The sequence below is a fragment of the Streptomyces sp. NBRC 110028 genome, from assembly GCF_001417735.1.
In the GTDB taxonomy this organism is placed as follows: Bacteria; Actinomycetota; Actinomycetes; order Streptomycetales; family Streptomycetaceae; genus Streptomyces.
In genome coordinates this window covers 113,058-125,545 of record NZ_BBUZ01000023.1, presented here as the reverse complement: position 1 = coordinate 125,545, position 12,488 = coordinate 113,058, and the positions used below count along the sequence as shown (strand labels likewise).

Genomic DNA, 12,488 nt, shown 5'->3' with positions numbered 1-12,488 from the left:
CGGTCCTGATCCCGGGGGGCCGGGACCGGGGTTACTTCGACAGGTGCGGGTACAGCGGGTGCTTGTCGGCGAGGGCGGTGACCCGCGCCTTCAGCGCGTCGGCGTCGTAGGCGGGCTTGAGCGCCTCGGCGATGATGTCCGCGACCTCGCGGAAGTCCTCGGCGGTGAAGCCGCGGGTGGCCAGCGCCGGGGTGCCGATCCGCAGACCCGAGGTGACCATGGGCGGCCGCGGGTCGTTCGGGATGGCGTTGCGGTTGACCGTGATGCCGACCTCGTGGAGGCGGTCCTCGGCCTGCTTGCCGTCCAGCTCGGAGTTGCGCAGGTCGACCAGGACGAGGTGGACGTCGGTGCCGCCGGAGAGGACGGAGACGCCGGCCTCGGTCACGTCCGCCTGCGTCAGCCGCTCGGCGAGGATCTTGGCGCCCTCGACCGTGCGCTCCTGGCGCTCCTTGAAGGCGGAGCCGGCCGCGACCTTGAAGGACACCGCCTTGGCCGCGATGACGTGCTCCAGCGGGCCGCCCTGCTGACCGGGGAAGACCGCCGAGTTGATCTTCTTGGCCAGGTCGGCGGTGGAGAGGATCACGCCACCGCGCGGACCGCCGAGGGTCTTGTGGGTGGTGGTGGTGACGACGTGGGCGTGCGGGACGGGCGAGGGGTGGAGCCCGGCCGCCACCAGGCCCGCGAAGTGGGCCATGTCGACCATCAGGTACGCGCCGACCTCGTCCGCGATCCGGCGGAACGCGGCGAAGTCCAGCTGGCGCGGGTACGCCGACCAGCCCGCGATGACCAGCTTGGGGCGGTGCTCCTTGGCCAGGCGCTCGACCTCGTCCATGTCGACCAGACCGGTCTCGGCGTCCACGTGGTAGGGCACCACGTTGTACAGCTTGCCGGAGAAGTTGATCTTCATGCCGTGGGTGAGGTGGCCGCCGTGGGCCAGGTTCAGACCCAGGATGGTGTCGCCGGGCTGGAGCAGGGCGAACATCGCGGCGGCGTTCGCCTGGGCGCCGGAGTGCGGCTGGACGTTGGCCGCCTCGGCGCCGAACAGCTCCTTGACCCGGTCGATGGCGATCTGCTCGACCACGTCGACGTGCTCACAGCCGCCGTAGTAGCGGCGGCCGGGGTAGCCCTCGGCGTACTTGTTGGTCAGGACCGAGCCCTGGGCCTCCATGACCGCGGCCGGGGCGAAGTTCTCCGACGCGATCATTTCGAGGGTGGACTGCTGGCGGTGGAGTTCGGCGTCGACAGCAGCGGCGACGTCAGGGTCGAGCTCGTGCAGGGAGCTGTTGAGAAGCGACATCAGGGTCCCGATCGAAGTAGGAGGGTCAGTTGTCGGAGAAGGCGGCGTATTCCTCGGCGGAGAGCAGGTCGCCCGGCTCGTCCGTCACCTTCACCTTGAACAGCCAGCCGCCCTCGAAGGGGGCGGAATTCACCAGCGCCGGGTCGTTCACCACGTCCTCGTTGATGTCGGTGACCTCACCGGAGACCGGCGCGTACAGGTCGCTGACCGACTTCGTGGACTCCAGCTCGCCGCAGGTTTCACCGGCGGCGACGGTGGAGCCGACATCCGGGAGCTGGACGTACACGACATCGCCGAGCGCGTTGGCCGCGTATTCGGTGATGCCGATCGTCGACACGCCGTCCTGGTCGGCGGCCGACAGCCACTCGTGCTCCTTGCTGTAGCGCAGCTGCTGGGGGTTGCTCATGGTCCGATTCTCCTGGATAGGGGGGAGTGCTTGGGAAACGGGTCTTCAGTGGTGAGACGGGGGCTTCAGCGCTCGCGGCGGTAGAAGGGGAGCGCGACCACCTCGTACGGCTCCCCGGTACCGCGGATGTCCACCGACACCCCCGGGCTGCCGGGCGTGGCGTGCTCCGCGTCCACGTACGCCATGGCGATCGGCTTCCCCAGCGTCGGGGACGGGGCGCCCGAGGTGACCCGGCCGATCTCCGAGCCGTCGGGGCCCACCACGGCGTACCCGGCGCGCGGCACCCGGCGGCCCTCGGCGACCAGCCCGGTCAGCGTGCGCGGCGGCCGGGCCTCGGCCTCGCGCGCCGCGGCCTCCAGCGCCCCGCGGCCGACGAAGTCACCGGGCTTGCCGAACTTCACCACCCGGCCGAGCCCCGCGTCGAACGGGGTCGTGTCGGTGCTCAGCTCATGCCCGTACAGCGGCATCCCCGCCTCAAGACGCAGCGTGTCCCGGCAGGACAGCCCGCACGGCACCAGGCCCACCGGGGCGCCCGCCTCGGTCAGCGCCTGCCAGACCCGCTCGGCGTCACCCGGCGCGACGAACAGCTCGAAGCCGTCCTCGCCGGTGTAGCCGGTGCGGGCGATCAGGGCGGACACGCCCGCGACGGTCCCCGGCAGCCCCGCGTAGTACTTCAGCCCGTCCAGGTCGGCGTCGGTCAGCCCCTTGAGGATCCCGGGGGACCGCGGCCCCTGGACGGCGATCAGCGCGTACGCGTCGCGGTCGTCCCGTACGGCGGCGTCGAAACCGGTGGCGCGCTCGGTCAGCGCGTCCAGCACCACCTGGGCGTTCGAGGCGTTCGCCACGACCAGGAACTCCTGCTCGGCGAGCCGGTAGACGATCAGGTCGTCGAGGATGCCGCCCTCACTGTCGCAGATCATGGTGTAGCGGGCGCGGCCCACGGCGAGCGCCGAGAGATGGCCGACCAGGGCGTAGTCGAGGGCGTCCGCGGCCTGCGGCCCGGTGAGAGCGATCTCACCCATGTGGGAGAGGTCGAAGAGCCCCGCGCGGGTGCGCACCGCGGTGTGCTCGTCGCGCTCGCTGCCGTACCGCAGCGGCATGTCCCAGCCCGCGAAGTCGGTCATGGTGGCGCCGAGGCCGCGGTGGACCGCGTCCAGCGCGGTGCGGCGGGGCGTGGGCGGGGCGTCGGTCATGGTGCGGCTCCCAAGGGCATGATCACGGCGATGACGGGACGGGTGGGGCGGATGGGACGACAAGGACGGCACAGCGTCCTCCCCATCTGTCATCGGAACCTGAGAGGTTCGCCGTGACCAATCCCGCGCGGCGGGGCTGGCCGGCTTGCACCTTGGGTGGAGCCACCATGCGTGGCCCGCTTTTCAGATCTGCCTCGTCCGTGCGGTATCGGGGCCTGAGAGATTCATGGGAGGGCTTGCTCCTTCGGCGCCCTGGGAAGACCGGCGGACTGCCGGTGACCCAAGGACTCTCCCGCGCGGATTCGAGCGGCCGGTATGCAGTTGGCGCGGCCATCATCGCATGTCCGCTCCGGAAGGGAACCCCCCACTGTGAGCGGGGTCGCGCCGGGGCCTCCTTGATGGACATTACCTTTTCTTGACACTCTCGGGGTACGCAACCGCTTGACCGACCTTGGAGGACGATCACGGTGCACGGGCAGGGAACATTCGCGACCACCCGAGGAACCCTGCCCGCGCGGCAGGAGCGGACGCGCGCGGGAGGCACGGTCAGACCGGACCGGCGCGCCGTGCACGACCTGCGCGGCGGGGTGGGGGCGGAGCTGCGCTACCCGGCGCGTGACCTGATCATCGCCTCGGGGCTGCCCGGCAGCGGCAAGTCCACCCTGATCAACCGGGTGGTCCCCGGGGCCGGCCCGGGCGGCGTGGCCGTGGTGCGGGTGGACTCGCAGCACACCCGGGAGGCGTGGGAGAGACGCATGCCGCGCTGGCTGCCGTACGCGGTCTACCGGCCGCTGGTCCGCTGCGCCCACTACGCGGGGCTGCGCCGGGCGCTCGCCTCCGGCGCGAGCGTCGTCGTCCACGACTGCGGCTCGCAGCCCTGGGTGCGCCGCTGGCTGGCCCGGGATGCCCGGCGCAGCGGCCGCGGGCTGCATCTGGTGCTGCTGGATGTGGACCCCGCGGTCGCCCTGGAGGGCCAGGCCGCCCGCGGCCGGGGCGTCTCCGGCTTCGCCTTCGGACGGCACCGGCGGGCGATGCGCCGGCTGGTGGCGCGGGTGGAGGGCGGGCAGCCGCCCGAGGGCTGCGCTTCGGCCGTTCTGCTGGACCGGGCAACCGCGAGCACGCTGCGGGGCATCTCCTTCGAGTGACATACGAGTCGGGCACCAGACCGGTGGGCGGGCGAAATTCGGCCATCTGGACGTGACGGAGCGTGAGGAGGCCGTGGTGAGGCCGTCTCCGGTCGTGCTTCCGGCGTGAGGAAGTGCTGTGGAGATGCCCGGGCGGCCCATGGCCTTCCGCCGCGCAGCCGTTAGGGTGCTCGTGCAGGTCGGACGAGACGGCGGTTGGACGAAGATGAGTATCCCGGAGCAGCAGGGCATAACCCCCGCTCACGGAGGATTTCCCGACGGCGCTTATCCGGCGTTCCCCGGCAATGAGCTGGAAGAGGTGCTCGCGGCCTCGATCGGGGTCCCGGGTGCCGGAGCGCGGATCGTCGAAACCCTCACCCGCAGCTTCGTCTGGATCCCGCTGCCGAACGGCGGCGGCCCCGACAGCCGCAGCCTCGACCTGCCCACCCTGGAGATCGAGGGCCAGGCGTATGTGCCCGTCTTCAGCTCCGAGCAGCAGTTCCTGCAGATCGTCGGCGGCCATATGTCGTTCACGATCGCCCCGGCCGTCGAGTTCGCCCGCGGGCTGCCGCCGCAGCTCGGCATCGTGGTGAACCCGGACGGGCCGGTCGGCGTCCCGCTGCCGCCGTCCGCGGTCGAGGAGCTGTGCAAGTCCGGGCGCAGCGAGCTGGACGGCCCCGCGCGCGGGGGCCGGGTGCGGCTGTTCGAGCCCGACTGGCAGGAGGAGCCGGTCGACTTCCTGGCCGCCGCCGGGATCGAGTTCACGAAGGAGCCCGGGGTACGCACCGCGCGGCGCGCGCTGGCCAGCGTCGAGGGCGATCAGCCTGCGCTCTTCGTCGGGGTGCAGCTGGACGCGCCGGGCCCGGAGGGGCAGGCCCTCGCGGTGGAGGCGCTGGGCCGGGCGCTCGGGGCGGTGCCGGTGCCGTGGGTCGTTCAGCTCGTCGCGCTGGACGTCGCGCAGGGTGATCCCGTGGCCACGTGGATGCTGGAGCGTGTTCGGCCGTTCTACGACCGTGACCTGTGACGCACTCGGGGGACGGCCACGGGGGCCCGTAAGCTGGTTGGATGACCAGTCGGGGCGGCGCGCGTCCCGGTGAGGTGCGGGCAAGGCCGAGAGAGGGGCGGACCCAGGTGAGCGCGGGCGCGGATTGGGGGGCGGCTGCCGGTCAGGTCGAGCGAACGCTGCAGCAGGTCGCTCCCGGCCGGTACGACGCCTACGAGGCGCTGCTGCACGCCCTCGCCGAGGGCCAGGTCTGGATGCTGCTGTGGCGCGGCGCGCCCGGCGATCCCGACGCCCAGTACGGCCACATGGACGTGGAGGGCCATGGTTACGCACCGTGTGTGACCTCCGCCCAGGAACTCGCCGCCAGTGGCTGGAATCGTGCGCACGAGGTGGTGGACGCGCGCCGGATCGCCGACTCCCTCTACCGCGACCACTACGGCCTGTGGCTCAACCCGCACGCCCCCGGCGGCGGCGTCGGCATCCCCTGGCTCGATCTGCGGCGGATCGCGGGCGGGCTGGACCGGCTGCCCGCCGGTCCGCTGCGGCTGACCGAGCCCGCCATTGAAATCCCGCAGTTCTACGCCCTCTTGGGGCAGAACGCGCACCGCACCGCCGCGGTGCGCTCGTTGCGCCGGGCCTGGGTGCAGCCCGCGCTGGGCGCCCCGTATCTGGCCATCGGGCTCGACCTGTACGACAACGCCCAGCAGGCCGTGGAGTCGGTGCGGCTGATGATGCAGCAGTCGGTCGGCGTGGTGCCGGAGGGGCTGCCGGTCTCCACGGTCGAGCTGTCGGACGAGCACGACCCGGTCGCGATGTGGATGCGGGCCCACGCCCGGCCGTTCTTCGACCGCGACGCCTACAACGCCGCGCCCCCGCCGCCGCCCCCGTCGTACGGGTACGGCTATCCGCCGCCGCGTCACGCGTACTGAGCCGCCGCGCCGTCGGGCGCGCCGAGTCGGCTTCCGCACCGCCCCACCGCGCATCGCCCGTGGTGGGGCGTTGTTACTGATGCGTTCACGGGTCACAACTGTCCGTATACCGGAACCGCTTACCGCACATCACGGTTAGGCATCCATTGCCCGTGGGTACTGGCGGGTGATCACAAACGCGATGAAGACTCCCGCTCCAAGGGGCGCGGTTCCATAAAACGACCCCTTTCGCTCACCTTGTGAACTCAAGCCGCCACAGCGGCGAGTCGTGGGCCGGTCACCACCGGCCGAGAGGGGTCCCCACCACGATGACGGCACCATTGCACGGCACGAGCGCCGACGCAGAGCCGGTCGCGACTGCCGATGTAGCGGCGAATGTGGTCACGGCGTCGGTCGAGGGACGATCGCTGCGACAGATCGCCTGGAGACGCCTCAAACGCGACAAGTTGGCGCTTGCGGGCGGAGCCGTGGTCGTCTTCCTCGTGCTCGTGGCGATCTTCGCTCCGCTGATCGTGAGTCTGCTCGGCCACCCGCCCAACGATTTCCACCAGGAAGAGATCGACCCCCTCTTCGGCACCCCCAAGGGCAGCCTGGGCGGCATCAGTTCGGACTTCCTCTTCGGCGTCGAGCCCTCCAACGGCCGCGACGTGTTCAGCCGCGTCGTCTACGGCGCGCGGATCTCGCTGCTGGTGGCCTTCCTCGCGGCCCTGGTCGCCGTCGTTTTCGGCACCGTTTTCGGCATCATCGCCGGATATTTCGGAGGCTGGGTGGACTCGGTGATCAGCCGCGTGATGGACATGCTGCTGGCCTTCCCGCAGCTGCTGTTCATCATCTCCCTGGTCTCGGTGCTCCCGAACGACCTGCTGGGCCTGACCGGCAGCGGGGTGCGCATCGCGGTGCTGGTCTGCGTCATCGGCTTCTTCGGCTGGCCGTACGTCGGCCGCATCGTGCGCGGCCAGACGCTGTCGCTGCGCGAGAAGGAGTACGTGGAGGCCGCGCGCAGCCTCGGTGCCGGCCGCCGCTACATCCTCTTCCGGGAGCTGCTGCCCAACCTGGTGGCGCCGATCACCGTCTACGCGACGCTGATGATCCCCACCAACATCCTCACCGAGGCGGCCCTCAGCTTCCTGGGGGCGGGCGTGAAACCGCCGACCGCCTCCTGGGGGCAGATGCTCTCCAAGGCGGTGGGCACCTATGAGGACGACCCCATGTTCATGATCATCCCGGGTGCGGCGATCTTCATCACCGTACTGGCCTTCAACCTGTTCGGCGACGGCGTCCGCGACGCCCTCGACCCCAAGGGCACCCGTTGAGGCGCCCCGGCCGCGGATGTCAGGCGGCTCCCCCAAGCTTTCCCCGCGCCATGCCACGTACCGCTATTCCGGAGGTTGCAGGAACCATGAAACCCCTACGTTCGTCGAGAAGCAGGCGGATCGTCGGCGCGACGGCTGTCGTCTGCGCCCTGCTCGCCACCGCGGCGTGCGGCGGCGGCGACGACGAGAAATCCTCCGGTGCCGGATTCAACGCGGGTGCGAAGGGCGTCGCCAACAAGTCCGCCAAGAAGGGCGGCACCCTCAAGTTCATCAACAAGCAGAACTTCGACTCGCTCGACCCGCAGCGCCAGTACTACGGCTTCGCCTGGGACTTCGCCCGTTTCTACTCGCGTCAACTCATCACGTACGCGCCGAAGCCGGGTGAGGCCGCCAACGAACTGGTCCCCGACCTGGCCACCTCCACCGGCAAGATCGGCGACGGCGGCAAGACGTACACCTACACCCTGCGCGACGGGATCACCTGGGAGGACGGCTCGCCGATCACCTCCAAGGACATCAAGTACGGCATCGAGCGCATCTGGGCCAAGGACGTGGTCTCCGGCGGCCCCGGCTATCTGCGCCAGGTCCTCGACCCCAAGGGCGAGTACCCGGGCCCGTACAAGGACAAGTCCAAGGACAAGCTCGGGCTGAAGGCGATCGAGACGCCGGACGACAAGACCATCACCTTCCGTCTCGCCCAGCCCAACGGTGACTTCGAGCAGATGCTCGCGATGCCCACCGGCTCCCCGGTCAAGCGGAAGAAGGACACCGGCGCCCAGTACACCAACCGGCCGTTCTCCTCCGGCCCGTACAAGGTGCGGTCCTTCACCCCGGGCAAGAGCCTGGCCCTGGTGCGCAACGACAAGTGGAAGAAGTCGTCCGACCCGGTCCGCGCCGCCCTGCCGGACCAGGTCACCGTCACCTTCAACTCCAACCTGGAAGCCATCGACAAGCTGCTCATCAAGGGCGACTACGACGTCTTCCTGAGCGCCACCGGCATGGGCCAGTCCGGCCGCGCCGCCGCGCTCAAGGAGCACAAGGGCAACGTCGACAACATGGAGACGAACTTCGTCCGGTACGTCGACCTGGCCACCAAGGTGAAGCCGTTCGACAACATCCACTGCCGCAAGGCGGTCTTCTACGCGGCCGACTACACCCAGCTGCAGACCACCCGCGGCGGCCCGCAGGCCGGTGGTGCCCTCGCCCCCAACATGCTCCCCAAGACCATCAAGGGCTCGGACGACTACGACCCGTACGGCGTCATCAAGCGCAAGGGCAAGCCGGACACGGCCAAGGCCAAGGACGAGCTGAAGCAGTGCGGCAAGCCGAACGGTTTCTCCGCCAAGATCGTCTCGCGCACCGACCAGCCGAACGAGACGGCGGCCGCCGAGGCGCTCCAGGAGTCCCTGAGCAAGGTCGGCATCAAGCTCGACATCAACGAGATCGAGGGCGGCTCGTCCGCCGGCATCACCGGCTCCCCGGCCGTGATGCACAAGCGCGGCTACGGTCTCAACATGACCGGCTGGGGCCCCGACTTCCCGACCGGCCAGGGCTTCTCCCGCCCGCTGTTCGACGGCCGCTTCATCGAGCAGACCGGTAACTACAACGTCTCCGAGACCAACGACGCCACGATCAACAAGGACTTCGACGACGCGCTCAAGGAGACCGACCCCGTCAAGGCCGGCAAGATCTACACGGAGATGAACCACAAGGTCGCCGACCTGGCCGTCGCGATGCCGTTCCTCTACGAGAAGAACATCACCTGGCGCAGCTCGCGGCTGACCAACGCCTACTCGTCCTCGGCCTACAACGGCCGGTACGACTACGTGTCCCTCGGGGTCAAGTGACGGCCGGCCACCAGCCACCCCACCCCCACCGTCGCTTCATCCGATAGGCCCGAAGGGCAGGTGATGGCCGCGCGTGGCGGTCCCGTAACCCCGGTTCGAGGGGCGACGGGACCGCCACCGGGCCGCGCACAGTGCTTGCTTACGTCATCCGGCGCTTGTTCGCCGTCGTCATGATGCTGCTGGTCGTCACCCTGACGACCTTCGCCATCTTCTTCGTGATCCCGAAGTGGGCCGGTTCCGACCCCGCGCTGCTCTTCGTCGGCAAACAGGCCGACCCCGCGGCCATCGAGGGCATCAGACAGAAGCTGGGGCTCAGCGATCCGCTCCTGGTGCAGTTCTGGCACTTCGTCGAGGGGCTGTTCGCCGGCCGCGACTACGCCAACGGCTCCGACGTCACCCACTGCCCCAGGCCCTGCTTCGGCTACTCCTTCCGCACCGAGCAGGCCGTGTGGCCGCAGCTGACCGACGCCATGCCGGTCACCTTCTCGCTCGCCGCGGGCGCGTGCCTGCTGTGGCTGACCGGCGGCATCGCCACCGGTGTCGTCTCCGCGCTGCGCCGGGGCACCCTGTGGGACCGCTCGGCGATGACCGCCGCGCTCGCCGGTGTCTCGCTGCCGATCTACTTCACCGGTCTGCTCTCGCTGGCGATCTTCAGTTACCAGCTGAAGTGGGTCGACGTGGACTACAAGGGGCTCGGCGACGATCCCGCCAAGTGGTTCGAGAGCCTGATCCTGCCGTGGATCACGCTCGCCTTCCTCTATGCCGCCATGTACGCCCGGCTCACCCGCGCCACCATGCTGGAGATCATGGGTGAGGACTACATCCGCACCGCCCGCGCCAAGGGGCTGCGGGAGCGGACGGTCATCGGCCGGCACGCGATGCGCTCCACCTGGACCCCGATCCTCACCCTGCTCGGCCTGGACCTGGGCGCGCTGCTCGGCGGCGCGGTGCTCACCGAGAGCACCTACAACCTGCCCGGCCTCGGCCGGCTCGCGGTGAACGCGATCAGCGACAAGGACCTCCCGGTCATCCTGGGCGTCACCCTGATCGCCGCGCTGTGCATCGTGGTCGCCAACCTCGTCGTGGACCTCCTGTACGCCGTCATCGACCCACGAGTGAGGCTCGGATGACCGATGTGAACAAGCCCGCGCCCGACGCCGCGGGGGAGACCCCGGCCGCCGCCGTGGGGGAGGTGGCCGCGGCCGGTTCGCCCGCCCCGACGTCCTTCCTCGAAGTGCGCGATCTGCGGGTCCACTTCCCGACCGACGACGGCCTGGTCAAGTCCGTGGACGGGCTCAGCTTCCGGCTGGAGAAGGGCAAGACCCTCGGCATCGTCGGCGAGTCCGGCTCCGGCAAGTCCGTCACCTCGCTCGGCATCATGGGGCTGCACACCGCGGGCCAGTACGGCCGCCGCAAGGCCCGGATCTCCGGCGAGATCTGGCTGAACGGGCAGGAGCTGCTGGGCGCCGACCCCGACGAGGTGCGCAAGCTGCGCGGCCGCGAGATGTCGATGATCTTCCAGGATCCGCTGTCGGCGCTGCACCCGTACTACACGATCGGCCGCCAGATCACCGAGGCGTACCAGGTCCACCACGACGTCGCCAAGGACGTCGCCCGCAAGCGCGCGGTCGAGATGCTCGACCGGGTGGGCATCCCGCAGCCGGACAAGCGGGTGGACAGCTATCCGCACGAGTTCTCCGGCGGGATGCGCCAGCGCGCGATGATCGCGATGTCGCTGGTCAACAACCCCGAACTGCTCATCGCCGACGAGCCGACCACCGCCCTCGACGTCACCGTCCAGGCGCAGATCCTCGACCTGATCCGGGATCTGCAGAAGGAGTTCGGCTCCGCGGTCATCGTCATCACCCACGACCTGGGCGTGGTCGCCGAACTCGCCGACGACCTGCTGGTGATGTACGCGGGCCGGTGCGTGGAGCGGGGACCCGCCGAGAAGGTCTTCTACGAGCCCCAGCACCCCTACACCTGGGGACTGCTCGGCTCGATGCCCCGTATCGACCGCGACCAGACCGAGCGGCTGATTCCGGTCAAGGGCTCCCCGCCCAGCCTGATCAACGTCCCGTCCGGCTGCGCCTTCCACCCGCGCTGCCCGTACGCCGACGTCCCCGAAGGGGGCGTCACCCGCACCGAGCGGCCGGAGCTGCGCCAGGTGCGGGACGGCGACGAGCACTTCTCCGCCTGCCACATGGCGCGGGAGGACCGTACGCGGATCTGGACCGAAGAGATTGCGCCGAAGCTGTGACGACGGACTCCCAGGGCACGAAAGACGTGAAGGATCCGAAGATGACGGTCCCGGAGCAGGTGACCACCGCGCCCGAGCCCCTGCTCACGGTGTCCGGCCTGGTCAAGCACTTCCCCATCAAGAAGGGGCTGCTGCGGCGCCAGAGCGGCGCGGTGCAGGCGGTCGACGGCCTCGACTTCGACGTGCGCCAGGGGGAGACCCTGGGCGTGGTCGGCGAGTCGGGCTGCGGCAAGTCCACCATGGGACGGCTGATCACCCGGCTGCTCGAACCCACCTCCGGGAAGATCGAGTTCGAGGGCAAGGACATCACGCACCTGGGCACCGCCTCGATGCGCCCGATGCGCCGCGACGTCCAGATGATCTTCCAGGATCCGTACTCCTCGCTGAACCCCCGGCACACCGTCGGCGCGATCGTCGGCGCGCCCTTCCGGCTGCAGGGCGTCTCCCCGGAGGGCGGCGTCAAGGCCGAGGTGCAGCGGCTGCTGGCGCTGGTCGGCCTCAACCCCGAGCACTACAACCGCTACCCGCACGAGTTCTCCGGCGGCCAGCGGCAGCGCATCGGCATCGCCCGGGCGCTCGCCCTCAAGCCCAAGCTGGTCGTCGCCGACGAACCGGTCTCCGCGCTGGACGTCTCCATCCAGGCCCAGGTGGTCAACCTGCTGGACGACCTCCAGGACGAGCTGGGCCTGACGTACGTGATCATCGCGCACGACCTGTCCGTCATCCGGCACGTCTCGGACCGGATCGCGGTGATGTACCTCGGGAAGATCGTCGAACTGGCCGATCGCCAGGCCCTGTACGAGACCCCCATGCACCCGTACACCAAGGCGCTGCTCTCCGCGGTGCCGGTGCCCGACCCCCGGCGGCGCGCCCGGCGCGAGCGGATCCTGCTCAAGGGCGATGTGCCCTCGCCGATCTCGCCACCGTCCGGCTGCCGCTTCCACACCCGGTGCTGGAAGGCGACCGAGGTGTGCAAGCGGGAGGAACCGCCGCTGGTGGCGCTCGCCACCGGCCACCAGGTGGCCTGCCACCACCCGGAAAACGCGGTGGACCAGGCACCCGGCCAGGTCGCCGGACCGGTGCGGAGCGCGACGAAGAAGACCGAGAGCTGAGACG

General features: G+C 70.1%; 11 protein-coding genes and 1 riboswitch. Of the genes, 8 read left to right on the top strand and 3 right to left on the bottom strand.

Annotated elements, in window-relative coordinates; all coding sequences use genetic code 11:
- Positions 1 to 31: 31 nt before the first annotated feature.
- From glyA to gcvT, 3 genes are all read right to left on the bottom strand, one after another.
- On the bottom strand, positions 32 to 1,297 hold the full coding sequence (gene glyA, locus ASC60_RS05735) for a serine hydroxymethyltransferase (RefSeq protein WP_055547470.1): 1,266 nt from the start codon (positions 1,295 to 1,297) through the stop codon (positions 32 to 34).
- Between the two features lie 25 nt (positions 1,298 to 1,322).
- Positions 1,323 to 1,703 (bottom strand): glycine cleavage system protein GcvH, encoded by a 381-nt coding sequence (gene gcvH / locus ASC60_RS05730; RefSeq protein ID WP_055547469.1) that lies wholly within the window; start codon positions 1,701 to 1,703, stop codon positions 1,323 to 1,325.
- A gap of 65 nt (positions 1,704 to 1,768) precedes the next feature.
- On the bottom strand, positions 1,769 to 2,896 hold the full coding sequence (gcvT, locus tag ASC60_RS05725) for a glycine cleavage system aminomethyltransferase GcvT (RefSeq protein ID WP_055547468.1): 1,128 nt from the start codon (positions 2,894 to 2,896) through the stop codon (positions 1,769 to 1,771).
- Positions 2,897 to 3,089: 193 nt separating this feature from the next.
- Positions 3,090 to 3,201: riboswitch (glycine riboswitch) on the bottom strand.
- Positions 3,202 to 3,363: 162 nt separating this feature from the next.
- On the opposite strand from gcvT, the gene ASC60_RS05720 reads away from it, so the two are divergent.
- The 8 genes from ASC60_RS05720 (at position 3,364) to ASC60_RS05685 (ending at position 12,484) form a co-directional block, all read left to right on the top strand.
- Positions 3,364 to 4,041, top strand: coding sequence for an AAA family ATPase (locus ASC60_RS05720; protein WP_055547467.1), 678 nt, complete (start codon positions 3,364 to 3,366; stop codon positions 4,039 to 4,041).
- Positions 4,042 to 4,246: 205 nt separating this feature from the next.
- Positions 4,247 to 5,044 carry an enhanced serine sensitivity protein SseB gene (locus tag ASC60_RS05715; RefSeq protein ID WP_079038208.1) on the top strand — a complete coding sequence of 266 codons (798 nt, stop codon included), beginning with the start codon at positions 4,247 to 4,249 and terminating at the stop codon, positions 5,042 to 5,044.
- A 107-nt stretch (positions 5,045 to 5,151) separates the two neighbouring features.
- On the top strand, positions 5,152 to 5,952 hold the full coding sequence (locus ASC60_RS05710; protein WP_055547463.1) for an enhanced serine sensitivity protein SseB C-terminal domain-containing protein: 801 nt from the start codon (positions 5,152 to 5,154) through the stop codon (positions 5,950 to 5,952).
- Positions 5,953 to 6,260: 308 nt separating this feature from the next.
- Positions 6,261 to 7,265, top strand: coding sequence for an ABC transporter permease (locus ASC60_RS05705; RefSeq protein ID WP_055547461.1), 1,005 nt, complete (start codon positions 6,261 to 6,263; stop codon positions 7,263 to 7,265).
- An 86-nt stretch (positions 7,266 to 7,351) separates the two neighbouring features.
- Entirely contained in the window at positions 7,352 to 9,112 is a 1,761-nt protein-coding gene (locus ASC60_RS05700) for an ABC transporter substrate-binding protein (RefSeq protein WP_055547460.1), read from the top strand.
- Between the two features lie 155 nt (positions 9,113 to 9,267).
- Positions 9,268 to 10,242, top strand: a complete 975-nt coding sequence (locus tag ASC60_RS05695; RefSeq protein WP_079038207.1) for an ABC transporter permease — start codon at positions 9,268 to 9,270, stop codon at positions 10,240 to 10,242.
- On the top strand, positions 10,239 to 11,372 hold the full coding sequence (locus ASC60_RS05690; RefSeq protein WP_055547458.1) for an ABC transporter ATP-binding protein: 1,134 nt from the start codon (positions 10,239 to 10,241) through the stop codon (positions 11,370 to 11,372). The genes ASC60_RS05695 and ASC60_RS05690 overlap by 4 nt, the downstream gene beginning before the upstream one ends.
- 41 nt (positions 11,373 to 11,413) lie before the next feature.
- Positions 11,414 to 12,484: an ABC transporter ATP-binding protein gene (locus tag ASC60_RS05685; protein WP_055548675.1), complete on the top strand. Its 1,071-nt coding sequence runs from the start codon at positions 11,414 to 11,416 to the stop codon at positions 12,482 to 12,484.
- Positions 12,485 to 12,488 lie beyond the last annotated feature (4 nt).